This window comes from Streptomyces sp. NBC_00341, from assembly GCF_041435055.1.
Classification (GTDB): Bacteria; Actinomycetota; Actinomycetes; order Streptomycetales; family Streptomycetaceae; genus Streptomyces.
Map to the genome: position 1 here is coordinate 4,354,593 of NZ_CP108002.1, position 23,053 is coordinate 4,377,645.

The 23,053-nt window shown below is 71.4% G+C and carries 19 protein-coding genes; 8 read left to right on the forward strand and 11 right to left on the reverse strand.

Going from position 1 to position 23,053, the window contains the following annotated elements; translation table 11 throughout:
* Window positions 1–197: 197 nt before the first annotated feature.
* The 6 genes from OG892_RS19585 to OG892_RS19610 all read left to right on the forward strand — a co-directional run bounded on the left by OG892_RS19585 (window position 198) and on the right by OG892_RS19610 (window position 7,882).
* Entirely contained in the window at window positions 198–1,838 is a 1,641-nt protein-coding gene (locus tag OG892_RS19585) for a protein kinase (protein WP_371629844.1), read from the forward strand.
* Between the two features lie 480 nt (window positions 1,839–2,318).
* Complete coding sequence (locus OG892_RS19590) at window positions 2,319–2,801, forward strand: hypothetical protein (protein WP_371629845.1); 483 nt, start codon at window positions 2,319–2,321, stop codon at window positions 2,799–2,801.
* An 83-nt stretch (window positions 2,802–2,884) separates the two neighbouring features.
* Window positions 2,885–3,496 (forward strand): PadR family transcriptional regulator, encoded by a 612-nt coding sequence (locus tag OG892_RS19595; protein WP_073733304.1) that lies wholly within the window; start codon window positions 2,885–2,887, stop codon window positions 3,494–3,496.
* Between the two features lie 89 nt (window positions 3,497–3,585).
* Entirely contained in the window at window positions 3,586–4,353 is a 768-nt protein-coding gene (locus tag OG892_RS19600; protein ID WP_371629846.1) for an ABC transporter ATP-binding protein, read from the forward strand.
* Entirely contained in the window at window positions 4,350–7,202 is a 2,853-nt protein-coding gene (locus OG892_RS19605) for an FtsX-like permease family protein (RefSeq protein ID WP_371629847.1), read from the forward strand. Before OG892_RS19600 ends, OG892_RS19605 begins: the two co-directional genes overlap by 4 nt.
* A gap of 131 nt (window positions 7,203–7,333) precedes the next feature.
* Window positions 7,334–7,882, forward strand: a complete 549-nt coding sequence (locus tag OG892_RS19610) for a bacterial proteasome activator family protein (protein WP_073733723.1) — start codon at window positions 7,334–7,336, stop codon at window positions 7,880–7,882.
* A gap of 193 nt (window positions 7,883–8,075) precedes the next feature.
* Here the strand turns inward: OG892_RS19610 and OG892_RS19615 are convergent, their stop codons facing one another.
* The 7 genes from OG892_RS19615 to pdhA form a co-directional block, all read right to left on the reverse strand.
* Window positions 8,076–9,065: an NAD(P)H-quinone oxidoreductase gene (locus OG892_RS19615; protein WP_327337902.1), complete on the reverse strand. Its 990-nt coding sequence runs from the start codon at window positions 9,063–9,065 to the stop codon at window positions 8,076–8,078.
* Window positions 9,066–9,158: 93 nt separating this feature from the next.
* A complete protein-coding gene (locus tag OG892_RS19620) occupies window positions 9,159–10,232 on the reverse strand; it encodes a TrkA family potassium uptake protein (RefSeq protein WP_073733300.1) in 1,074 nt (357 codons plus the stop codon).
* Between the two features lie 20 nt (window positions 10,233–10,252).
* Window positions 10,253–11,935: a molybdopterin molybdotransferase MoeA gene (locus OG892_RS19625; protein WP_371629848.1), complete on the reverse strand. Its 1,683-nt coding sequence runs from the start codon at window positions 11,933–11,935 to the stop codon at window positions 10,253–10,255.
* A complete protein-coding gene (locus tag OG892_RS19630; RefSeq protein WP_371629849.1) occupies window positions 11,932–12,780 on the reverse strand; it encodes an NTP transferase domain-containing protein in 849 nt (282 codons plus the stop codon). The genes OG892_RS19625 and OG892_RS19630 overlap by 4 nt, the downstream gene beginning before the upstream one ends.
* Before the next feature lie 138 nt (window positions 12,781–12,918).
* A complete protein-coding gene (locus OG892_RS19635) occupies window positions 12,919–14,307 on the reverse strand; it encodes a dihydrolipoamide acetyltransferase family protein (RefSeq protein WP_371629850.1) in 1,389 nt (462 codons plus the stop codon).
* The gene (locus OG892_RS19640; protein ID WP_024494275.1) at window positions 14,307–15,338 is read right to left on the reverse strand and encodes an alpha-ketoacid dehydrogenase subunit beta; all 1,032 of its coding nucleotides are present in this window, start codon (window positions 15,336–15,338) and stop codon (window positions 14,307–14,309) included. The genes OG892_RS19635 and OG892_RS19640 overlap by 1 nt, the downstream gene beginning before the upstream one ends.
* Window positions 15,335–16,498, reverse strand: coding sequence for a pyruvate dehydrogenase (acetyl-transferring) E1 component subunit alpha (gene pdhA, locus OG892_RS19645; RefSeq protein ID WP_073733297.1), 1,164 nt, complete (start codon window positions 16,496–16,498; stop codon window positions 15,335–15,337). The genes OG892_RS19640 and pdhA overlap by 4 nt, the downstream gene beginning before the upstream one ends.
* Before the next feature lie 216 nt (window positions 16,499–16,714).
* Between pdhA and OG892_RS19650 the strand changes: the two genes are divergently transcribed.
* The gene (locus OG892_RS19650; RefSeq protein WP_073733296.1) at window positions 16,715–17,221 is read left to right on the forward strand and encodes an Lrp/AsnC family transcriptional regulator; all 507 of its coding nucleotides are present in this window, start codon (window positions 16,715–16,717) and stop codon (window positions 17,219–17,221) included.
* A gap of 47 nt (window positions 17,222–17,268) precedes the next feature.
* Here OG892_RS19650 and OG892_RS19655 read toward each other — a convergent pair whose 3' ends face one another.
* On the reverse strand, window positions 17,269–17,856 hold the full coding sequence (locus OG892_RS19655; RefSeq protein WP_073733295.1) for a TetR/AcrR family transcriptional regulator: 588 nt from the start codon (window positions 17,854–17,856) through the stop codon (window positions 17,269–17,271).
* A gap of 123 nt (window positions 17,857–17,979) precedes the next feature.
* On the opposite strand from OG892_RS19655, the gene paaN reads away from it, so the two are divergent.
* Complete coding sequence (paaN, locus tag OG892_RS19660; protein ID WP_073733294.1) at window positions 17,980–19,680, forward strand: phenylacetic acid degradation protein PaaN; 1,701 nt, start codon at window positions 17,980–17,982, stop codon at window positions 19,678–19,680.
* A 216-nt stretch (window positions 19,681–19,896) separates the two neighbouring features.
* On the opposite strand, the gene OG892_RS19665 is transcribed toward paaN, so the two are convergent.
* From OG892_RS19665 to OG892_RS19675, 3 genes are all read right to left on the reverse strand, one after another.
* Entirely contained in the window at window positions 19,897–20,604 is a 708-nt protein-coding gene (locus tag OG892_RS19665) for a TrmH family RNA methyltransferase (protein ID WP_371631656.1), read from the reverse strand.
* A 137-nt stretch (window positions 20,605–20,741) separates the two neighbouring features.
* Window positions 20,742–22,043, reverse strand: a complete 1,302-nt coding sequence (locus OG892_RS19670; RefSeq protein ID WP_371629851.1) for an HTTM domain-containing protein — start codon at window positions 22,041–22,043, stop codon at window positions 20,742–20,744.
* 50 nt (window positions 22,044–22,093) lie between these two features.
* Window positions 22,094–22,957: a DUF5819 family protein gene (locus OG892_RS19675; RefSeq protein WP_371629852.1), complete on the reverse strand. Its 864-nt coding sequence runs from the start codon at window positions 22,955–22,957 to the stop codon at window positions 22,094–22,096.
* Between the last annotated feature and the right edge of the window lie 96 nt (window positions 22,958–23,053).

The window sequence follows — 23,053 nt, forward strand, 5'->3', positions numbered from 1 at the left end:
CGGCCATCCAACCGGCTGGGAAGCCGCCCGCGCAAATTGCATCCGGTTACATCCGGTTCCTGTAACGCTTCCGAGACGCTTCTTGTGCGTAGGGTCACGGAACGGGCACCTGGCTTGACGTGTCGTACCCCTCGGGCAGACTTGGCCCGTAATACGGATCTTCGCGTGAGTCACGCGCCCGAGGGGGAAGTCAAGTCATGAGCCAGGACGGCGCACAAGGGGCCCAGGGTCGCTACGCGGGCGGTTCGGTCGCCGGCGGCCGCTACCAGCTGCGTGACCTGCTCGGCGAAGGCGGGATGGCGTCCGTATATCTGGCGTACGACTCCGCGCTGGACCGACAGGTCGCGATCAAGACGCTTCACACGGAACTCGGCCGCGAGCAGTCCTTCCGCGAGCGGTTCAGGCGCGAGGCCCAGGCGGTCGCGAAGCTCCAGCACACCAACATCGTCTCCGTCTTCGACACCGGCGAGGACGAGCTCGGTGGCGCCGTGATGCCCTACATCGTCATGGAGTACGTCGAGGGGCAGCCGCTCGGCTCCGTCCTCCAGGCGGACATCCGCAGTCACGGCGCGATGCCCGCCGACAAGGCGCTCAAGGTGACGGCCGATGTGCTGGCCGCCCTGGACACCAGCCACGAAATGGGCCTGGTCCACCGCGACATCAAGCCGGGCAACGTCATGGTGACCAAGCGCGGCATCGTGAAGGTCATGGACTTCGGCATCGCCCGCGCCATGCAGTCCGGCGTCACGTCGATGACGCAGACCGGGATGGTCGTCGGCACCCCGCAGTACCTCTCCCCCGAACAGGCCCTGGGCCGCGGGGTGGACGCGCGCTCCGACCTGTACTCGGTCGGCATCATGCTGTTCCAGCTGCTGACCGGCCGCATCCCGTTCGACGCCGACTCCCCGCTGGCCATCGCGTACGCGCACGTGCAGGAGGAGCCGGTCGCGCCGTCCACCGTCAACCGGTCGATCACCCCGGCGATGGACGCGCTCGTCGCCCGCGCGCTGAAGAAGAACCCGAACGAGCGCTTCCCGAGCGCCGCCGCGATGCAGGACGAGATCCACCGGGTGCTGAGCGCCGGCGGCCGGACGGGCGCCCCGGTGATCGTCGGGGACGCCGGTGCTCCGGCGAACAGCGGCTCCGGCGTCGGTTCCGCCGTCTTCCCGCCGGTCGACCAGTCCGCCCCGGCTCCACAGAACGTCCAGACGCCGTACCAGCCCGGCCCGTACCAGTCGCAGCAGCAGCCCGGCCCCTACGGCACGCCGACGCCCGCGCCGTCGTACGGCTACCCGCAGTCGGCCCCGGCGTACCAGAGCCAGGCGCCGATGCAGCCGATGCACCAGCAGACCCCGCCGCCGTACTCGGTGTCGCAGCAGACGGCGACCACGCCTGCGGGTGGCGGCGGCTCCAAGCGAAACGTTCCGGTGATCGTGGGCTCGATCGTGGTGGCGCTGATCGCGATCGGCGGTCTGATCACGGTGCTCTCGCTGAAGGGCGGCGACGACGACGACAAGCCCACGACGAGCCAGTCCGAGCCGGCCGCCGATCACAAGGGTCCGGAGCGGAACCGGACGATGGAGACCGACAAGTGCACGGACGCGATGGAGGACAACGACGACCCGAACAAGGTCGACGCCCCGAGCTTCCTGTACAAGGACATCATCTCCGCGCGGCAGTGCGCGGACGCGGCCGGCTGGACGATCAAGAAGATCGAGGTGCCGGGTAACGCCTACGCGGAGGACCAGGTCGTCGACCAGTTCCCCACCGCCGGAACCGCGGTGCCCAAGACCGGTGCCCACTTCGAGCTCCGTATCGCTACGGGGGATCCGGCGTAGGCGTAGTACGTCCTGGTCCTGGTCCTGGTCTTGGTTCTGGTCCTGGCCCTGGTCCTGGTCCTGGTCGCGTCCTTCGCCGGCCGCTTCGGTGGGTCGGTTCTGCTCGGGCCATCCGTCCGCATCACCTGAGATGCCGGACATATCGTCACATGTGACGCTGGCCACATGGCTTCAGGACACTCCCCCTCGCGGCCCTCGTGGCGCGCGGCCTGCCTCGCACTGACGGCGGCCGCGGCCCTCGGGGTCATGACGGGCGGGGAGGCGCGGGCGGCGGGACCCTCCTTGGCCGCGCGGGCGGCGGGACCCTCCTTGGCCGCGCGGGCGGCGGGACCTTCCGTGGCCGCGCGTTTCGCATCCGCCACGCCGGGACAGGCCGGACCGTCGTCGGGACCGGCTGGACCGTCCTCGGCGCCGGCCGGACCGTCCTCGGCACCGTCGTCCGGGTCCGCCTCCGGGCCGTCGCAGGGTTCGTCGCCAGGCGTGACACCGTCCGCGACGCCCACCGTGCCGCCCTCGGAGTCCACGCCCGCCCCGCAGGGCCCCGGCGCATCCTCCGCCGCACCCGCACCGCCGCCCCCCTCCGCACCCCTGCCGTCCGACGCCTCCGGATCGCCCTCACCGAGCGCCGGATCGCCGCGGCCGGACGGCGAGCAGTCACCGCTGGCCGGGCTGCCCGCCGGGGAGGGGCGGCAGCGCCCCGGGCGGCAACTGACGCCCCGGGAGATCGCTCGGGCCGACGACGCCATCGAGGCCGCGGAGAACCAGTCCGCCGCGACGGACCCCGCCGCCGTACCGGCCGTCACCCCTGACGCGAGCATGTCGCCCGGGGCCGGCCGATACGCGCGTCAGGCCCTCGACGGACAGGCCGTACAGCAGGTCAAGGAGATGTCGCTCGGCGTGGGAATCTGCCTGGTCGGACTGGGTCTCGGCTTCCTCGCACTGCGCATGCGCCGCGCCGACTGACCACCGCACCCGAGGCGCCCCACCCACCTTCGCACCAGGTCACAGACTTGCGTTCGGCAACATACTCGGTATACATACTCAGTATGTCGATCCGTCACGGGCTACTCGCCCTCCTGGAGCGGGGGCCGCGCTACGGCTCCCAGCTCCGCACCGAATTCGAGTCCCGCACCGGCTCCACCTGGCCGCTCAACGTCGGGCAGGTGTACACGACGCTGAGCCGACTGGAGCGTGACGGCCTGGTCGTCCAGGACGGCGAGGACGACCAGGGCCACTCCCTGTACTCGATCAGCGACGAGGGGCGCTCCGAGCTGCGCAGCTGGTTCGAGACCCCCGTGGACCGGAGCAGCCCGCCCCGCGACGAGCTGGCCATCAAGCTCGCCATGGCCGTCGGCGCACCCGGCGTGGACATCAGGGCCGTCATCCAGTCCCAGCGCCACCACACCGTGAAGGCGATGCAGGACTACACGCGTCTCAAGGCGCAGGCCCTCACCGATGTGCCCGCCAACCGCGACGAGGTCGCCTGGCTGCTCGTACTGGAACAGCTGATCTTCCAGGCCGAGGCGGAGGCCCGCTGGCTGGACCACTGCGAGGCCCGGCTGGTCCGGCTGGCGGAGGCCGCCGCCACGGAGCCGGAGACCGCCGCGCCCGCCCCCGCCCGCACCACCCGCACCGCCAAGGCCCGCACCCGCCGCTGAGCCACGGCCACGGCCGCCCACTGCCGGAGACCGGCCCAGAGGCGCACCGACCACAGAACCGATTTTGTTCCGAGGGGGAACCACCCGTCATGTCACTGCACGCCCCGTCTCCGACCGCTCCGCCCTTGTCGGTGGACGCGCCGGTGCTCGAACTCCGCTCGCTCACCCGCACCCACGGCACCGGCATAGCCGAGGTGCACGCCCTGCGCGGCATCAACCTGTCGGTGCACGCCGGTGAGCTCGTCGCCGTGATGGGCCCGTCCGGCTCGGGCAAGTCCACCCTGCTGACCATCGCCGGCGGCCTGGACACCGCGACCGCGGGCCAGGTCGTCATCGAGGGCCAGGACATCGCCGCGCTCGGCCGCAAGGGCGTGGCCGCGCTGCGCCGCCGCAGCGTCGGCTACGTCTTCCAGGACTACAACCTGATCCCCGCCCTGACCGCCGCCGAGAACATCGCCCTGCCGCGTGAGCTGGACGGCGTCCCCGTCCGCAAGGCGCGCAAGGAGGCCCGTGCCGCGCTGGAGGAGATGAACCTCCTGGAGATCGGTGACCGCTTCCCCGACGAGATGTCCGGCGGCCAGCAGCAGCGCGTCGCGATCGCCCGCGCGCTGGTGGGGGACCGGCGCCTGGTGCTCGCCGACGAGCCGACCGGGGCGCTCGACTCCGAGACCGGCGAGATCGTCCTCGCGCTGCTGCGCAACCGCTGCGACCAGGGCGCGGCCGGGGTGATGGTGACGCACGAACCGCGCTACGCCGCCTGGGCGGACCGGGTCGTCTTCCTGCGGGACGGCTCGATCGTCGACCAGACGCTGAGCGTCGGCGCCGACTCGCTGCTCGCCGCCGGGGGCTCCGAGTGAGCGTCTTCACGGGGTGGCGCGCCGCCCTGCGGATAGCCCGGCGCGACGCCATGCGCGCCAAGGGCCGCAGCGCGCTGGTGGTCGCGATGATCGCGATACCGGTGCTCGGCGTCACCGCCCTCGACGTGACGTACCGCAGTGTGGAGACCTCCACCGCCGAGAAGCTGGCGGCTCAGGTGGGGTCGGCCGACGCGCTGTTCAGGGACCCCCAGGCCGGTCCGCTGGACCAGTCGGTCAGCGGGGACGACTACAGCCCCCTCAGCGAGGACCCGCCGCCGGACGAGGAGATCCCCGCGATCGACCTGCGGACCACGTTCCCGAAGGGTGCGCGCTCCATCAGCATCCAGTCGGTACCCGCGAACGTCACCACCGGGTACGGCGTCGCGGACGTCGACATCGTCGAGTTCCGGACCTCGGACGCGATGGCGCGCGGCAAGCTCGACCTCGTCGACGGCGCGTTCCCGAAGGGCACCGGCGAGATGGTCGCCACCGAGGCGTTCCTGAAGTCGGCCGGACTGCACGTCGGCTCACACATCACCGTGCGCGGACCGAACCGGAAGTACACCGTCACCGGCACGGTCGAGCAGCCGGAGAACCTGACGGTCAAGGCCCTGTACGCGGACCCGGGCGCGGTCATCGCCCCGTGGAAGGCCAACGCCGCCCGCGACAAGAAGGTGCTGCCGCCGAATTCCGACGAACTGACCTGGCTGGTGAAGGCGGGCAACGGGACGGGGGTCAGCTGGTCCGACGTGATGGCGGCCAACAAGAAGGGCGCGCTCGTCGTCTCTCGCCAGGTCGTCCTCGACCCGCCGCCGGACTCCGAGGTCCCGCTGATCAAGAAGCACGGCAGCAACCCGGCACCCGAATCCTCGGACGAGCTGAGCGCGGCCCTCATCACGGTCGTCGCGATGGCGGTCCTGGAGATCGTGCTGCTCGCCGGACCGGCCTTCGCCGTCGGCGCGCGCCGCTCACGCCGTCAGCTCGGCCTCCTCGGCACCTGCGGCGGGGACCGGCGCCACGTGCGGGCCGTGGTCCTCTCCGGCGGGCTGGTGCTCGGCGGCGCCGGAGCCGTGGTGGGGGTGGTGGCCGGACTGGTGCTCACGGCGGTGTGCCGGCCGCTGATCGAGGAGCAGGCCCAGCACCGCTTCGGCTCGCTCGTCATGGACCCGAAGGAACTGCTGGCCATCGCGGTGATCGGAATGATCACCGGAGTGCTGGCAGCGCTGGCCCCGGCGATCGTGGCGGGCCGGCAGTCCGTACTGGAGTCGCTCACCGGACACCGCGGTGTCCGGCGTGGCTCCCGGATCCTGCCCATCGTGGGCGCCTGCGCCCTGGCCATCGGCGTCGCGATCGCCGTCCTGGGCGGCACCACCGGCAACTCCACCGAGGTCGCCGCCGGTTCGGTAATCGCCGAGCTGGGACTCCTGTGCTGCATCCCGGTGATCGTCGGGTTCCTCGGGCGGCTCGGCCGCACACTCCCGCTCTCGCCCCGGATGGCGCTGCGCGACGCGGCCCGCAACCGGGGCAGGACCGCTCCGGCGGTCGCGGCGGTGATGGCCGCGGTCGCGGGCTCGGTGGCCATCGCCACGTTCGTGTCCAGCAAGGACGCCCAGGGGGAGTACGACTACACGCCGATGTTCAGCGCGAAGTCGGTCGTGCTGTACGCCGCCGACGGAGACAACACCAAGGCGGTGGAGCAGGTGGCACGGGCGGCGGTGGAGCGGAACATGAACCCCATCGGCAAACCCGCCGAGGTCTCCCGGGGCTGGGCCGGCAGCGACTGCAACACCTACTACGAGGACGAGAACGCCTGCGGCTCGCTCGAACTGGTCAAGCCCACCGGCAAGGGGCACACCTGCCCGCTGCACACCAAGGGTGCCAAGGAGCTCGCACTCCGGTTGAGCGACGAGGAGCACCGCCGCACGATGCACTCCCCCGAGTGCGTGGACGAGCGCTACACCATCGACGCGTTCAACTCGGGTGGGAGCAACATCGTCATCGGTGACGCGTCGCTGCTCAGGACGTACGTCAAGCTCGACGACCCGGCCGCCGCCAAGGCGCTGGAGGCGGGCACCCCCGTGCTGCTCAACCGGGCGTACGCAAAGGACGGGCAGGTCACGGTCAAGGCCGTTCACCGGTACAGCGACAAGGACAAGAAGAATCGCGCCCTGCATCCGGGCCCGGCCAGGACGACGACGGACCGGCTGAAGGTGTACGTCGCGGACGCCAAGTACGCCGAGACTCCCGGAATCCGCATGATCATGCCGGAGAAGACCGCACAGCGGCTCGGACTGCACACCGCGGCGTACGGCAGTGTGTACAGCGTCCCCCGCCCGCCGACGGACGCGGAGTCGCAGCGGACCGATGCCGCGATCCAGCAGGCCGGTGCGAACGTCTTCGTGCGCACCGGATCGGAACCCGGTGACCGCGAGGACACCATGCTGCTGGTGCTGACGCTGTTCGCCGGGGTGGTGACGGTGGGTGCGGCCGCGATCACGACCGGGTTGTCCAAGGCCGACGCGGAGGCCGACCTCACCACGCTCAGCGCGGTGGGCGCGCCCCCGCGGGTACGGCGGACCCTGTCCGGGTTCCAGTGCCTGGTGGTGGCGCTCACCGGGGTGCTGCTCGGGACGGCCGCGGGACTGGTGCCCGCGGTGGCGCTGCGCCTGATCGACCTGCGCAACGCGCTGGAGGAGATGCGGCAGGACCCGATGGAGTCCGCGTACACCCCGATCGTGGTGCCCTGGGTGACCATCGGCTTGCTGGCCGTGGTCGTTCCGCTGCTGGCCGGGTTGCTGGCGGCGCTGTTCACCCGCTCCCGGCTGACGCTGTCACGGCGGGCGGGATGACCGGTCGGCAGGCCCCGGCAGCGGGCTGACCAGTCGCTCCGGCGTCGTTCCGGTGCCCTCGGAAACGGTGGATCTCACGTTTCCGGGGGCACCACAGTGCTGTACCGCAGGTGTGCGAGACAATGGACGACATGGAGATGCCGAGGAATGAACGGTCGCAGGAGCACCCCCAAGTCCTCGTGGTGGGACAGGACGGAATGGCGATCGGCGGCGGTGGCACTGACGACGAGTCGCGCGAGATCCCGGTGACGGAGATGGTCGAGCAGCCCGCGAAGGTGATGCGCATCGGCAGCATGATCAAGCAGCTCCTGGAGGAGGTCAGGGCGGCTCCTCTCGACGAGGCCAGCCGGGTCCGCCTCAAGGAGATCCACGCCAGCTCGGTCAAGGAGCTGGAGGACGGCCTCGCGCCGGAGCTGGTGGAGGAGCTGGAGCGGCTCTCACTGCCGTTCACCGAGGAGTCGGTTCCCTCGGAGGCGGAACTGCGGATCGCGCAGGCCCAGTTGGTGGGCTGGCTGGAGGGCCTCTTCCACGGCATCCAGACGGCGCTGTTCGCCCAGCAGATGGCGGCCCGCGCTCAGTTGGAGCAGATGCGCCGCGCCCTGCCCCCGGGCACGGTCCACGAGGAGGAGGAAGGCGGCGGGGACCCGCACGGAGCGATCCGCTCGGGCCCGTACCTGTAACCCGGACACCCGCTTGACCCCGTAACCCCGTATCCGTATCCGTATCCTTACCAGTACCCGTACTGATCAGTCAGGACGTCCGAAGGGCCCGGCACACGGTCTCCGTGTGCCGGGCCCTTTCGGTGCGGGGTCGGGGTGCGGGGTTGCGGGGGTGCGGGGTGCGGGGTGCGGGGTGCGGGGTGCGGTGGCGGGCTCAGGCCGCTGCGGGTGAGCGGAGGAGCACCTTGCCGATGTGGGTGCTGGACTCCATCACCCGGTGTGCCTCGGCCGCGTCCGACATCGGCAGCGTACGGTCCACCACCGGCCGTACGACGCCGTCCGTGATGAGCGGCCAGACGTGCTCGCGTACGGCCGCGACGATCGCGGCCTTCTCCGCGAGCGGGCGCCCGCGCAGCGAGGTCGCGGTGACGGCGGCCCGCTTGCTCAGCAGGGCGCCGAGGTTCAGTTCGCCCTTGGCGCCGCCCTGGAGGCCGATGATCGCGAGCCGGCCGTTGACGGCGAGGGCCTGCACGTTCCGGTCCAGGTACTTCGCGCCGATGATGTCCAGGATGACGTCGGCGCCCGCCCCGTCCGTCGCCCGGCTGATCTCCTCGACGAAGTCCTGCTCCCGGTAGTCGATCAGGATGTCGGCCCCCAGCTCCGCGCAGCGCTCCAGCTTCCCGGGCCCGCCCGCGGTCACCGCGACCCGGGCTCCGACCGCCTTGGCCAGCTGGATGGCCATCGTGCCGATGCCGCTGGACCCGCCGTGCACCAGCAGCGTCTCGGCGGGGCGCAGGTGCGCCACCATGAACACGTTCGACCAGACGGTCGCGGTCACCTCGGGGAGCGCCGCGGCGAGGACGAGGTCCAGTCCGGCCGGTACGGGGAGCAGCTGCCCGACCGGGACGGCGACCTTCTCCGCGTAACCGCCGCCCGCCAGCAGCGCGCACACCTCGTCGCCGACCGACCAGCCGGTGACACCGGCACCGATGGCGGAGATCCGGCCCGAGCACTCCAGCCCCGGGTAGGGCGAGGCGCCGGGCGGCGGGTTGTAGAAGCCCTGCCGCTGGAGCACATCCGCACGGTTGACCGCGCTGGAGACGACGTCGACGAGGACCTCGCCCTCGCCGGGTACGGGATCGGGCACCTCGGCCCACACGAGCGCCTCGGGGCCACCGGGTTCGGGGATCGTGATCGCATGCATGGCCGCGAGGCTACTCCGTGCCGTGCGCACGAGGCCCGCGAGGCGCGGCCGGGGCCTGTCGGGCGCTGTTGGGCGCCTGGGGGTCCTGCCGGGTCAGGGGCGCGGTGCTGTCGGCGGGGTGTGGTTCGTGGGCGCCTCGTTCGTGGCCCGCACGATGGTGATCAGGCGGTCCGTCAGCTGGAGGGGGCTGGCCGCCGGATCGTCGTAACCGAGCAGCCGGTGACCGCGCAGAACGCTCACGACGAGATCGTCGGTCTCCCGGACGTTCTTGCCCACCTCGGCCTTTATCACCGGCCGTTCGACCAGATCGAGCCCGCTGCCCTGCTGGATCAGGTCCTCCATCACCGTGCCCGCGCTGGGGCTGAGCACGGAGAGACCGAGCAGCCGTCCGGCCGCACTGGCACTGGTGATCACGGCGTCGGCACCGGACTGCCGCAGCAGCGGGGCGTTCTCCTCCTCGCGCACCGCGGCGACGATCTTCGCCCCGCGGTTGAGCTGGCGGGCGGTCAGCGCGACCAGCACGGCCGTGTCATCGCGCTGGGTGGCGATGATGATCTGACGCGCCTTCTGCACCTCGGCCCGCAGCAGCACATCGCTGCGCGTCGCGTCCCCGAGTACCCCGGTGAACCCCTCGGCGTTGGCGATCTCTATCACCTTGGACGCCGGGTCGACGATGACGATCTGGTCGTTCCGCAGCCCGGTGGCGCACAGGGTCTGGATGGCCGAGCGGCCCTTCGTGCCGAAGCCGACGACGACGGTGTGGTCACGCAAGTTGGTTCTCCAACGCTTCAGCCGGAAGTCCTCCCGGGTCCGCTCCGTGAGGACCTCAAGGGTGGTGCCGACCAGGATGATGAGGAAGAGCACGCGCAGTGGTGTCACGAACACCACATTGATGAGCCGGGCTCCGTCGCTGTACGGGGTGATGTCGCCGTACCCGGTGGTCGAGAGCGTGACCGTCGCGTAGTAGACGGCGTCCAGCAGGTCGACGCTGCCGTCGGCCGCGTCGTGATAGCCGCCACGGTCGACCCAGACGATCAGCACCGTGGTGGCAAGCACCATCAGAGCCATCATCAGCCGCTTGGCGACCTGGCGCGCGGGGCCGTCGACGACCCTTCGGGGGAGCATCACCCGGGTGGGGACGACATGCTCCTCGGCGCGCCTGGCCATCGCGTCATGGCCGGGAAGTTTCACGTGAAACACCCTTCAGTCCACGGCGTCGCCGGGGCCCACGGTAGATCGAGGATCTCCACCTCGGTGCCGGACCGTACCCCGCCCGGCTCCACGACGGCCAGCCCGTCCGCGGCGGCGATCCCGCGCAGCATGGCGGGACCGTTGTAATGCAGGGGTACGACGTGATCTGTCCCACCACCGGTTCCGGCTGGTGCGAACGCGTTCGGGGATCCAGCGCGATGGACCACCGGAACCAGCCGGGTGTCGTGCGGGTGGCCGTGCACGTCGTCACGGACCGCGACGCGGTAGAGGTCCTGAGACGTCCGGCCCGCCAGCCCGCCGATCAGCGGCTCGGCGAGCGTGAGGAGCCCGGACACGGCGGCCAGCGGGTTGCCGGGCAGCCCCACGAGATACGGCCCTGCGGCCCGCAGCCGGGCCAGCAGCATGGGATGACCGGGGCGGACGGCGACACCGTCGACGAGCAGTTCGGCCCCCAGATCGGCGAGTACGGGGTGCACATGGTCGACCGGCCCCGCAGCGGTGCCGCCGGTCGTGATGACCAGATCGGCCTCGGAGAGGACAAGCGCCTGACGGAGTGCCTCCGCGTCGTCACCGAGGCGGCGGGGCGCGGAGACCTCGGCGCCCAGCGCGTGCAGCCAGGGGCCGATCATCGGCCCGAGTGCGTCACGGATCAGTCCGTCGTGTGGCAGCCCGGCCGTCAGCAGTTCGTCGCCCAGGACGAGGACGTCGACGCGCGGCCTGGGGCGGGTCAGCAGTTCGTCGTACCCGGCGGCGGCGGCCAGCCCGAGGACGGCGGGCGTCACCAGCGTTCCGGCGGGGAGGAGTCGCTCCCCGGACCGGCACTCCTGGCCGCGCGGCCTGATGTCCTGCCCGGGGCTCACCCGTCGCTGCGCGTACAGCAGCCCCCTCGACTCGTCGGCCTCGGCGTGTTCGCTGCGGATGACGGCGGTCGCGTCCGCCGGGATGCGGGCGCCGGTGGCGATCCGTACGGCGTCACCGTCCGGGAGCGGGGCGGGTGAGGCGTGGCCCGCGAGGACGCCCTCGTGCTGCCGGACGTGCCACGGCCCCGGCCCCGCGACCGCCCAGCCGTCCATGGCGGAGGTGTCGAAGGACGGGAGATCGGTGAGCGCGGCAAGCGGTTCGGCCAGCACGTGTCCGAGCGCCTGATCGAGGGGGACGCGCCCGGTACGGGGAGGAGCCCCCAGCCCGGCACGGGCCGCGACGGCGCGCGCCTCGCCCCACTGGGTCGCGCGGATACGCCGGGGGGCGGGGGCTGGGTCAGGACGCGGATCGGAGGCGGAGGCGGAGGCTGGGGCGGGGGCGGAGGCTGGGGCGGAGGCGGAGGCTGGGGCGGAGGCGGAGGCTGGGGCGGAGGCGGAGGCTGGGGCGGGGCTGCCGACGGGCTCGGTACCGGGGTACGGGTCTCGGTACGGCTGGGGGCCCGGGTCGCGGTGCGGCTGGCGGCCGACCAGCGCGAGGGCCTGCGCGACCGCCCGCTCCTCGTCGGCCTCGGCCTCGGCTCTGGCATCGGCCTTGGCTACCCGCCGTGCTTCGGTATCAGCGGAGTCGGGCGGCTCGGGGGATCGGCGGGATTCAGAGGATTCGGCGGGGTCAGCGCCTCCGGCCGGGCTCTTCGCGGCAGCCGGGTGGCGCCCGGTACTGCCGCTGCGGCCCGTCATGGCGTCTCGGTCTCGTCCGCCCACCGGAGAGCGAGCGCGGCGGCCTTGCGGGCGGCCTCGGCCACTGCCTCGGCTCCGCCGCCGTCGCTACTCGCCTTCGCCGCCGCGTACCCGACCAGGAAGGTCGTCAGGGGAGCGGCGGGCCTGGCGACACCGTGGGCGGCGTCACGGGCGAGGTCGAGCAGGACGGCGGTGTCGACGTCGAGTTCGATGGCCAGTTCGTTCTTGACTGCGGTGATCCATTCGTCCAGCACGCTCCCATGTTCTCTGATGCGGGCCCTGGCCGAAGCGATGTCCTCCCAGGTGTCGCAGTCGAACGAGGCGAGCGGGTCCGCCGCCACCCGGGAAAGCCGCAGCTCATCCGTCAGCAGCCGCAGCGGCAGTCCGGCGAGTCCACCGTGCTCCGCGGCGAGCAGCGCCAGCACCCGGCGCAACGGCTCCGCCCGGTAGACGGCCACCAGCGGCTGGTCGCGGCCGTCCCCGTCGGTACAGACGGCGCCCTCCGCGTCGCCCCGGCCGGCGGCTGCCAGCAGGGCCCCCACCGTGTCCGCCCCCAGGAAGGGCAGATCTGCCGAGAGCACCAGAAGGCGCTCCGCCTCGGTGTGCCGCACCCCGGCGCCGAGCGCGGCCAGCGGACCCCCGCCCCGAGGCTCCTCGCGTGCCCAGGTCACCGCACGCACGGTGGGCCGTCTGCCCCCGACCACCACCGTGGTCCCGGCGTCGGAACAGGCCGAGAGCACCCGGTCGAGCAGCGCACGGCCACCGACCCGGAGCCCCGGCTTGTCAGCACCGCCGAGCCGCTTCGCGGCACCTCCGGCGAGGACGATGGCGTCATACGCGGTCATGCCCCGAGTATGCGTGCCGTCCGGATACGCGTGGGGTCCGGGCCGGGAACCCCCCGGGCCAGGAGGACCGTCCGGGCCGGGAACCCCTCCGGGCCAGGGGAACCGTCCGGGCCGGGGGGACCGTCCGGGCCCGGGGACCTACAACGTCCGCAGGAGCACCGCCGGCTGTTCCACGCAGTCGGCCACATAGCGCAGGAAGCCTCCCGCCGTACCGCCGTCGCAGACGCGGTGGTCGAAGGTCAGCGAGAGCTGGACGACCCGCCGCACGGCCAGCTCGCCCTCGTGCACCCACGGCTTGGGCACGATGCGGCCGACGCCGAGCATCGCCGCCTCCGGGTGGTTGATGATCGGCGTGGATCCGTCCACCCCGAACACCCCGTAGTTGTTGAGCGTGAACGTGCCTCCGGTCAGCTCCGCCGGCCTCAGCGTTCCCGTCCTGGCGGCCTCGGTGAGCCTGGTGATCTCGGCCCCGATCGATTCGGTGCTGCGCGCGTGCGCGTCCCGGACGACCGGCACGACGAGCCCCCGCTCGGTCTGGGCCGCGAACCCGAGGTGCACACCGGGCAGCCGCACGATCTCCCGCGCTTCCTGGTCCACCGTGGAGTTGAGTTCGGGGTACCGGGCCAGGGCGGCGGTGCAGATGCGGGCGAGCAGCGCGAGGACCGACACCTTCGGCCCGGCGCCGGGACCACCGGCGCCGTTCATCGCCGCTCTGGCCGCCATCAGCTCGGTGGCGTCGGCGTCCACCCAGCAGGTGGCGTCGGGGATCTCGCGCCTGCTGCGCGCCAGCTTGTCGGCGACCGCGCCCCGTACGCCTCGCAGCGGGACCCGCTCACCGACGGGGTGCGCCGCCGCCCGGTCCGTCGCCGCGGCCTCCTGCGGGGCCTCCTGCGGGGTCTCCGCTCCGGACCGGATGGCGGACTCCACATCGGCCCGCAGGATCAGCCCGTCGGGCCCGGAGCCGTCGAGCTGCCGCAGATCGAGGTCGTGCTGCCGCGCCAGCTTGCGCACCAGCGGGGAGACGACGGCGACCGGCCCCCGTACCCCGTCCGAAGCAGCAGAAGCGGGAGAAGCAGCAGGAACAACAGCAACAGCGGGAGCAACAGACGCAATAGACGCGACAGGAGCAACAGGGGCAACGGCAGGTGCCGAGAGCCCCTCCGGACGGACCCGCCTCCGGCGCACCGGCGGTGCGCCGGTCCCGTACCCCACCAGCACATTGCCGGACCCGGACGGCTCCGCCTCCGCGGCCCCCGTACTCCCGGACGGCTCTGGCTCGACGGACCCGACCGCGACCGTCAGCAACGGTGCCCCGACCGGAAGTTCCTTACCCTCCTCACCGAACCGTGCGGTGACCACGCCCCCGTACGGGCACGGCACCTCCACCATCGCCTTGGCCGTCTCGACCTCGACGACCGGCTGATCGATGGCGACGACATCGCCGACCTCCACCAGCCAGCGCACGATCTCGGCCTCGGTCAGCCCCTCGCCGAGATCCGGAAGCTTGAATTCGAGTACCTGCGGCATCAGTGCTCCGCCTCCCACTGCAGTCGTGCGACGGCGTCGAGCACCCGGTCCACGCCCGGCAGGTGGTGCCGTTCCTGCATGGGCGGCGGATACGGGATGTCGAAACCCGCGACGCGCAGCACCGGCGCCTCCAGGTGGTGGAAGCAGCGCTCGGTGATCCGGGCCGCGATCTCGCCGCCCGGACCGCCGAAACCGGTGGACTCGTGGACGACGACCGCACGGCCGGTACGCCGCACGGACGCGGCCACCGTCTCGTCGTCGAACGGCACCAGCGAGCGCAGATCGACGACTTCGAGGTCCCAGCCCTCCGCGACCGCGGCCTCCGCTGCTTCCATGCAGACGGGCAGCGACGGCCCGTACGTGATCAGGGTCGCGCTGCGTCCGCTCCGGCGCACGACGGCCCGCCCGATGGGCTCCACGGCGGCGGGCGCCTGCGGCGACCAGTCCGCCTTCGACCAGTAGAGCCGCTTGGGCTCCAGGAAGACCACCGGGTCGTCGGAGGCGATCGAGGCCCTCAGCAGCCCGTAGGCGTCATCGACCGTGGCGGGTGTGACGACATGGAGACCGGGAGTCGCCATGTAGTACGCCTCGGAGGAGTCGCTGTGGTGCTCGACACCACCGATGCCGCCGCCGTAGGGCACCCGGACGGTGATCGGCAGCGGCATGGCGCCCCCGGTCCGGTTCCGCATCTTGGCGACATGGCTGATGAGCTGCTCGAACGCCGGATAGGCGAAGGCGTCGAACTGCATCTCGACGACGGGCCGCAGCCCGTACATCGCCATGCCGACAGCCGCCCCGAGGATGCCGGCCTCGGCCAGCGGGGTGTCCGTGCAACGGTCCTCGCCGAACTCCTTCGCCAGGCCGTCGGTGATCCGGAAGACGCCGCCGAGCGTCCCGACGTCCTCCCCGAGGACGTGCACGGAGGGGTCCTCCGCCATCGAGTCGCGCAGTGCGCGCCCGAGGGCCTGCGCCATGGTGGCGGGTTTGGCCTTCGCTGTCCGCTCGGTAGCCGTGGCCGCTGCGGTGGTCATCGCCCTGCTCCCCCGTCGTCCGTGCCGTGCTGCTCGTTCTCCGCGTCCAGCTCGACGCGCAGGCGGGTCGCCTGCTCACGCAGCTGCGTGGTCTGCTCCGCGTACACCTGGGCGAAGAGGTCCATCGGGTCGAGCACCGGATCCGCGTTCATCCGCTCGCGCAGGGCGGCCGCCATCCGCTCCGCGGCCGCCCGCGCCTCCTCGATGCCGTCGTCCCCGAGCAGACCGCGAGCGGTCAGCTCACGCTCCATGAGCCGGACCGGATCGTGCGCCCGCCAGGCCTCGACCTCGCTGTCGCCGCGGTAGCGGGTCGCGTCATCGGCGTTCGTATGCGCGTCCATGCGGTAGGTGATGGCCTCGACGAGCGTCGGGCCGCCGCCGCTCCTGGCCCGTTCCACTGCCTCGGAGAGCACCTGGTGGACGGCCGCCGCGTCGTTCCCGTCGACCAGCCGGCCCGGCATCCCGTAGCCCACGGCCTTGTGCGCCAGGGAGGGTGCCGCGGTCTGCTTGGCCAGGGGTACGGAGATGGCGAAGCCGTTGTTCTGCACGAGGAAGACGACCGGGGCCTTCCACACGGCGGCGAAATTCAGCGCCTCGTGGAAATCGCCCTCGCTGGTGCCCCCGTCGCCCACCATGGCGAGCGCGACCACGTCGTCGCCCTTGAGCCGCGCCGCGTGCGCCAGCCCCACCGCGTGCGGCAGCTGGGTGGCGAGCGGGGTGCAGAGCGGGGCGATGCGGTGCTCGCGCGGGTCGTAGCCGGTGTGCCGGTCACCGCGCAGCAGCGTCAGCGCCTCGACCGGGTCCAGTCCGCGCGCCACGGCCGCGAGCGTGTCGCGGTAGCTGGGGAAGAGCCAGTCCCGCTCCTCCAGCACCAGGGCGGCCGCGATCTCGCAGGCCTCCTGGCCGGTGCTCGACGGGTAGACCGCGAGCCGCCCCTGCTTGGTGAGGGCGGTCGCCTGGGCGTTGAACCGCCGGCCGCGCACCAGCTCGGCGTAGAGCCGCAGCAGCAGCTCGGGGTCTGCGTCGGCCGCGGCGTCCGTACCGAGCACGCGGTACGGCTCGGGGTCCGGGAGCAGCGGCGCCGGGTCGGTGAGCGGCTTCCACGCCGGGGGCGGCGTGGGCCGGTAGGCGGCCGCGCCGGGCAGCTCTTGGACCGTCATGACAAGCACCTCCTGGCATCGAGGGGTGTCGAAATATGTCGAAATATCAACGACTGCGTGAGGCGCGGCTGTGGTGCGTCTCACCTACCGATTGTTCGGTCGCGAGCGCATTTTGGCTACAGGCACCATCAGCCTGTGGACAAACGGTTCTCCACAGCCTGGGATGGAGACAGCTCGTCCAGGACAGGGAGGCGCGAGAACATGGCAGCTGAACAAATGGCCGATGGGGGCGAGGACCCCGGCCGGACCCCTCCGGCACGGCCGCTCGACTCCACCGACCGCGCCATCGTCCGGTTGCTCCAGACGGACGGACGGGCCTCGATACGGTCGGTGGCCGATCGCGTTCACGTGTCGCGCGCCAACGCCTACGCCCGGATCAACCGGCTCATCGACGACGGGGTGATCCGCGGCTTCAGCGCGCGGGTCAACCACGAGCGGGCGGGGCAGGGGGCCTCCGCCTACATCACGCTCAAGATCGTCCAGAACTCCTGGCGCACCGTCCGCGAGCAGTTGCAGGCGCTGCCGGGAGCCACCCACATCGCGCTGGTCAGCGGAGATTTCGATGTCCTGCTGCTGGTGCACACGCAGGACAACCAGTCACTGCGCGATCTGGTGCTGACCAGGATCCAGTCCATCCCGGAGGTGCTCTCCACCCGCACCCTGCTGGTGTTCGAGGAGACGGACCTGGCCCCGGGACCGGACCGCCCCACGGAGCTCACCTGAGACGCGGCAACTCCGGCCCGGGAGGCTCCGGCCCGGCTCCGGCCTCGCTAGGACTTCATCCCGTCGAAGGCGAGCCGCACGACGGTGTCCGCCAGCTGGTCCCGGTCCGCGCCACCGTCCGGCAACGGCCGGTACCACTCCACCAGCGAGTTGACCATGCCGAAGAGCAGCCGGGTCGCAAGGCGTATGTCCACGTCGGAGCGGAGATCGCCGTCCGCGACCGCGGCCTTCAGCAGATCGCCCACCCGTTGGTCGAACTCGCGCCGCCGCTCCAGCGCCCAGCGCTCCGTCTTCGTGTTTCCCCGCACCCGCAGCAGCAGCGTGACGTAGGGCAGTTCGGCTATCAGCACCTCGACCGTGCGGCGGGTGACGTACTCGACGCGCGCGATCGCGCGACCACGCGTCGCACCCGGTTCGTCGAGGATTCCGAAGAGCCCGTCCAGCGCCCGGCTGACCGCTCGCCGCAGCAGCTCTTCCTTGCCGGACACGTGGTGGTAGATGGACGACTTGGAGATCCCCGCCGCCTTCGAGAGGTGCTCCATGGACGTGCCGTCGTAGCCGCGCTCGTTGAAGACACGGACGGCGACGGTGAGCAGAGTCTCCGGGGTGTACGTGTCCCGCTTGGCCGTGGTCATGCCAGCGATCCTCCCCTACGAGTTATCCACAGGTTTCGTGGGGCCCCTTGTCCCGACCGATCGTTCGGTTACTCTAACTCTGTCCGCCCGTCCCTGCCCAGCTCGATGAGGAGTTGGTCCGTCATGGCCGCCGAGCTCTCCCCGCACCTGCTGACCGAGAAGCACCGCCCCACGCTCGACCGGACCCTCGACGCGATCCGCTCGCGTGCGTACTGGTCCCCGCACCCCGAGCACCCCAAGGCGTACGGCGAGGGCGGCGCCCCCGGCAGCCTGGGAGCCGCCGAGGGCAAGTCCGCCTTCGACGCCGTGCTGAACACCCGTATCGACCTCGGCCAGCCGGGCACCGACGGGTGGACGGGCGGGGAGACCTCCCCGTACGGGCCGGAGCTGGGAGTCGAGTATCCGCACGCCGATCCGGATGTCCTGATCCCGGCGATGCGTGCGGGAATGCCGGCCTGGCGCGAGGCTGGCCCCGAGACCAGGGCCCTGGTCTGTCTGGAGATCCTGGCCCGGATCAGCGCCCGCACCCATGAGTTCGGCCACGCGGTGATGCACACCAGCGGTCAGGCCTTCATGATGGCGTTCCAGGCCGGTGGCCCGCACGCCCAGGACCGCGGCCTGGAGGCGGTGGCGTACGCGTACGAGGAGCAGACCCGCGCCCCGCGTACCGCGGACTGGTCCAAACCGCAGGGCAAGCGCGATCCGATCGAGCTGCACAAGACGTTCACCGCGGCGGGCCGTGGTGTCTCACTGCTGATCGGCTGCAACACCTTCCCCACGTGGAACGGCTACCCGGGCCTCTTCGCCTCTCTCGCCACCGGCAATCCCGTCCTGGTCAAGCCGCATCCCCGTGCGGTGCTTCCGCTGGCCCTCACGGTTCAGCTGGCGCGCGAGGTGCTCACCGAGGCGGGCTTCGATCCCAACCTGGTCGCCCTGGCCGCCGAGCGGCCCGGCGAGGGCATCGCCAAGTCCCTGGCGCTCCGCCCGGAGATCCGGATCATCGACTACACCGGGTCCACAGCGTTCGGTGACTGGCTGGAGGCCAACGCCCTTCAGGCGCAGGTCTACACAGAGAAGGCCGGGGTCAACACGATCGTCCTCGACTCCACGGACGACTACCGGGGCATGCTCTCCAACCTGGCGTTCTCGCTCTCCCTCTACAGCGGCCAGATGTGCACCACCCCGCAGAACCTGCTGATTCCCCGCAACGGCATCACGACGGACATCGGTGACAAGACGTACGACGACGTGGTCGTAGACATCGCCGCGGCGGTCACCGGTCTCCTCGGTGACGACGCTCGGGCCAATGCCCTCCTCGGTGCCCTGGTCAACCCGGAGGTGCGGGCCCGCCTGGAGGCCGCCGCCCAGCTGGGCGAAGTCGCCCTGCCGTCAAGGGAGCTGGCCAACCCCGACTTCCCGGAGGCGGTGGTCCGTACGCCCCTTATCGTCAAGCTGGACGGCGCCAAGCCGGACGAGGACTCCCCCTACCTGTCGGAGTGCTTCGGCCCGGTCTCGTTCGCCGTCGCGGTCGACTCGACGGCCGACGCCGTGGAGCTCCTGCGCCGGACGGTCCGCGACAAGGGCGCGATGACGGTGGGCGCGTACACCACGTCAGCGGAGGTCGAGAGCGCACTGGTGGACGTCTGCCTGGACGAGTCGGCCCAGCTCTCGCTGAACCTGACGAGCGGGGTGTACGTGAACCAGACCGCGGCGTTCTCCGACTTCCACGGCTCGGGCGGCAACCCTGCGGCCAACGCGGCCCTGTGCGACGGAGCTTTCGTCTCCAACCGCTTCCGCACCCTGGAAGTCCGCCGCCAACGCTGACCCACATTCAGCCCGTCCGGCGTTTGAGAGTCGGCGGTCCGGGGTCCAACGCTGACCACCCCCCGCAAATCCAGCCCGTCCGGCGTTTGAGGACCGGGGGTCCGGGGGCAGAGCCCCCGGTTACGGGAAGGGGCGGGTAGGGGAAGGCCGGCCGCAGGCCCCACCCGCACCCGCCCCGGCGCCCAAGCCCGCACCCAGCCGACACCCAGCCCCGCCCTACACCCCCGCCACAGGAATATCCGCATGCCGCTGCACCCACGCATGCATCGCAATCGCCGCAGCCGCCCCCGCATTGATCGACCGCGTCGACCCGAACTGCGCGATCGAGCACACCATCGAGGCGTGCTCCCGCGCCTCCTCGGTCAGCCCCGGCCCCTCCTGCCCGAACAGCAGCACGCACCGCCGCGGCAGCTCGGTCCGCTCCAGCGGCACGGCACCCGGCAGATTGTCGATACCGATGATCGGCAACCCCTCGGCCGCGGCCCAGGCGGTCAGATCCGCGGTGTCGGGGTGGTGGCGGACATGCTGATAGCGGTCGGTGACCATCGCCCCGCGCCGGTTCCAGCGCCGCCGCCCCACGATGTGGATCTCCTTGGCGAGGAAGGCGTTCGCGGTGCGCACGACCGAGCCGATGTTGAAGTCGTGGCCCCAGTTCTCCACCGCCACATGGAAATCGTGCCGCCGCAGATCCAGATCGGCGACGATCGCCTCACGGGTCCAGTACCGGTACGCGTCCCCCACATTGCGCCGGTCGCCGTGGGCGAGCAGCTCGGGGTCGTAACGCTCGCCCACGGGCCAGGGCAGCGGGTGCGGCCCGACACCGATCTCCGTCCCGAACCCGTCGTCGTACTGAGCCGGCTCGTCCACCACGGACGGTTCGTCCACCACAGACGACTCGTCCACCACGGACGGCTCGTCCACCATGGACGGCTCATCCACCGCCGACGGCTCGTCCACCACAGACGACTCCGCCGCCACGGACTCATCGGTCGACGGATTCCTACTGGTACGGCTGGTTCCGCTGGTACCCCTGGTACTGCCGGTGTTACCGGTCTCGCTGCTCACCCGACGAGCGTATGGCCCCCGCTGCCGCTGTGCTCCGGTGCGTCCCGGTCCTCGGCTCCATCCCGGGGCCGCGGGACCTTGCCACGCCCCCGCTCCCGCCCCCGGGACAGCAGCTCCCGTCCGAGGGCCGCCCGGCCCCCCAGCCACACCAGGAAGACGGTCGGCAGGAAAACGGCGTCCGCGGCGATCATGGCCATCGAGAAGAAGGGCAGCCCCAGTAGCAGGGCGATACCGGCGTGCTCCCCGATCATCACCACGAGCAGGACGTTCTTGACCCGTCGGTTGAACAGGGTGAACGGGAACGCGACCTGCACGATGACCGTGGCGTACGTCAGCACCATCACCATCACCCCGCTCGATGCGAGGAGGTCCGAGAGGGCGGGCCACGGCGTGAAGTAGTGGAGCTGAAGCGGGAAGTACAGCGCTGTGCCGTCCTGCCACCTCGACCCCTGGATCTTGTACCAGCCGGCGGTGGAGTAGATCAGGCAGACCTCGGCCATGATCACGACGAGGGTCGCGTTGTGCGCGAGGTTGGCGATGACGTCGAGCAGGGTGCGCGGCTCGCTGTGCGGCGCGTACCGGTTCACGGCCCACCAGACGCCGTGCCCGGTCCACAGAATCCAGAACAGCACCGGCAGCCACACGGTGCCGCCCAGGTTGTCCGTGCCCGTGGCCCAGACGAGCACGGCCCCGTATGCCACCCACAGCAGCGGACCGGCCACGTCCGCACGCGGCGAGCGCCCGCCCTCGTCCATGTCCGAGCCCATGTCCGAGCCCGCGTCCGAGCCCCCGTCCGCGGTCAGCGCCGCCCGCGCTCGGCGCGCCGCACGGCGGGCGTCCAGCGACCAGACCTGCCCGCACCGGGTCAGCACCAGGTAGATCGCCATCAGGTGCAGGACGTTGTCGCCGCCGTCGCCCATGAAGATGCTGCGGTTCTGAAGCGACAGCACTCCGGCCATGAACAGGACGGACATGGCGCGGGTGTGCCAGCCCACCAGCAGCAGCGCGGCGGCGATCAGCGCCAGCGCGTACACGATCTCGAACCAGACGGTGCTGTCCGTCCACATGAGGGTGGTGAAGGCCTGGTTGTTCGAGATCAGCTGTTCCGCCATGTCCCAGCGCCACGGGGCGTCGGGGCCGTACATCTCATGCCGGTGCGGCAGCTCCCGCAGCAGGAACAGCAGGTACGTGGCGGAGAAGCCGATCCGGATGACGGCGCTCTGGTACGGGCCGAGGGACGAGGCGGTGATGCGCTGGATACCGCGGGCGAGCCCGCGCGCGCGGCTGGGCGTGCCCACTGGTCCGAGCGTGCTCCTGGGTCCAGGCGTGCTCACTGGTCCGGGCGTGCTCACTGGTCCGTCTCCTTCGGGTCCGCCGAGCCCTCGGGGAGGTCGGCTGCGGTGACGTTCCACCACGGCAGCACCCGGTAGGACGGTTTCGTACTGATCTTCTCGTCGCTCCACGGAGGCGCCGCGACGGAACGTACCTCGGAGCGGACCTGGATCCGTTCGACGGTGCCGCCGTAGTCGTGTTCACCGAGGCGCAGCATGACTATCCGGCGGATGTACTGCTCGGAGAGGCTGCCGCGCAGCCCGTTGGCGCGGTTCTGGCTGTCGTGGGAGCCGAGGTAGAAGTCCCAGCCCCGGCGGAGTTCGTTCTGCTGGACGTGGCTGGGCAGCGGATTACCGCGTATCGCCTTGCCGTCCTCGCCCGAGAGGTTCATCCAGGGGGTGGTACGACGGCCGTCGGGACCGGCTATCTCAGCACGCACGTGCACGGCGACGTTCTGCTGCAGCGGATTGGGGGCGAAGAGCTTCCAGTTCTGCTCGAACTCCGGATAGACCCATTCGTCCACCCCCTTGCCGTGCTGCTTGGTCAGCGTGTTGGAGGGGGCGACGTGCAGAAACACCATCGCCAGCTGAGTACAGGTGACCAGCCCGATCACCGCGAGCGCCACAGCGGCGGCGACCTGGTACGGAAACGACAGCCCGGCCATTCCGGAACGGGACTCGGAACCGGCGTCTCCGCGAGGGTCCGCACCCCCCGTACCCGTACCCGTACCCGGACTCTGACTCGGTATCCGACTCGGCTCCGGATCGGCACGGGGATCGGCCTCCGCACCGGGGTCGGGAACCGTTGGAACCGCCCCCGGATCGGGACCGGCAACCCGTCCGTCCCTGCCGCCGACGCCCCTGTCGTCGTACGAATCCATCCCGCCCCGATCCCCGTCGATCCCGGTCAGTTATCCACAGGGTTGACACCCTACGGGCCGCAGACTCACCATTGAAGTCATTGAACCGAACGATCG

What these genes read in the sequence shown, in the direction of transcription:
- OG892_RS19585 (WP_371629844.1), top strand. Translation starts at nt 198, where the DNA reads ATGAGCCAGGACGGCGCACAAGGGGCCCAGGGTCGCTACGCGGGCGGT.
- OG892_RS19595 (WP_073733304.1), top strand. Translation starts at nt 2,885, where the DNA reads ATGTCGATCCGTCACGGGCTACTCGCCCTCCTGGAGCGGGGGCCGCGC.
- OG892_RS19600 (WP_371629846.1), top strand. Translation starts at nt 3,586, where the DNA reads ATGTCACTGCACGCCCCGTCTCCGACCGCTCCGCCCTTGTCGGTGGAC.
- OG892_RS19610 (WP_073733723.1), top strand. Translation starts at nt 7,334, where the DNA reads ATGGAGATGCCGAGGAATGAACGGTCGCAGGAGCACCCCCAAGTCCTC.
- OG892_RS19615 (WP_327337902.1), bottom strand. Translation starts at nt 9,065, where the DNA reads ATGCATGCGATCACGATCCCCGAACCCGGTGGCCCCGAGGCGCTCGTG.
- OG892_RS19620 (WP_073733300.1), bottom strand. Translation starts at nt 10,232, where the DNA reads ATGGCCAGGCGCGCCGAGGAGCATGTCGTCCCCACCCGGGTGATGCTC.
- OG892_RS19625 (WP_371629848.1), bottom strand. Translation starts at nt 11,935, where the DNA reads ATGACGGGCCGCAGCGGCAGTACCGGGCGCCACCCGGCTGCCGCGAAG.
- OG892_RS19630 (WP_371629849.1), bottom strand. Translation starts at nt 12,780, where the DNA reads ATGACCGCGTATGACGCCATCGTCCTCGCCGGAGGTGCCGCGAAGCGG.
- OG892_RS19635 (WP_371629850.1), bottom strand. Translation starts at nt 14,307, where the DNA reads ATGCCGCAGGTACTCGAATTCAAGCTTCCGGATCTCGGCGAGGGGCTG.
- OG892_RS19640 (WP_024494275.1), bottom strand. Translation starts at nt 15,338, where the DNA reads ATGACCACCGCAGCGGCCACGGCTACCGAGCGGACAGCGAAGGCCAAA.
- pdhA (WP_073733297.1), bottom strand. Translation starts at nt 16,498, where the DNA reads ATGACGGTCCAAGAGCTGCCCGGCGCGGCCGCCTACCGGCCCACGCCG.
- OG892_RS19650 (WP_073733296.1), top strand. Translation starts at nt 16,715, where the DNA reads ATGGCCGATGGGGGCGAGGACCCCGGCCGGACCCCTCCGGCACGGCCG.
- OG892_RS19655 (WP_073733295.1), bottom strand. Translation starts at nt 17,856, where the DNA reads ATGACCACGGCCAAGCGGGACACGTACACCCCGGAGACTCTGCTCACC.
- paaN (WP_073733294.1), top strand. Translation starts at nt 17,980, where the DNA reads ATGGCCGCCGAGCTCTCCCCGCACCTGCTGACCGAGAAGCACCGCCCC.
- OG892_RS19665 (WP_371631656.1), bottom strand. Translation starts at nt 20,604, where the DNA reads ATGGTGGACGAGCCGTCCGTGGTGGACGAGTCGTCTGTGGTGGACGAA.
- OG892_RS19675 (WP_371629852.1), bottom strand. Translation starts at nt 22,957, where the DNA reads ATGGATTCGTACGACGACAGGGGCGTCGGCGGCAGGGACGGACGGGTT.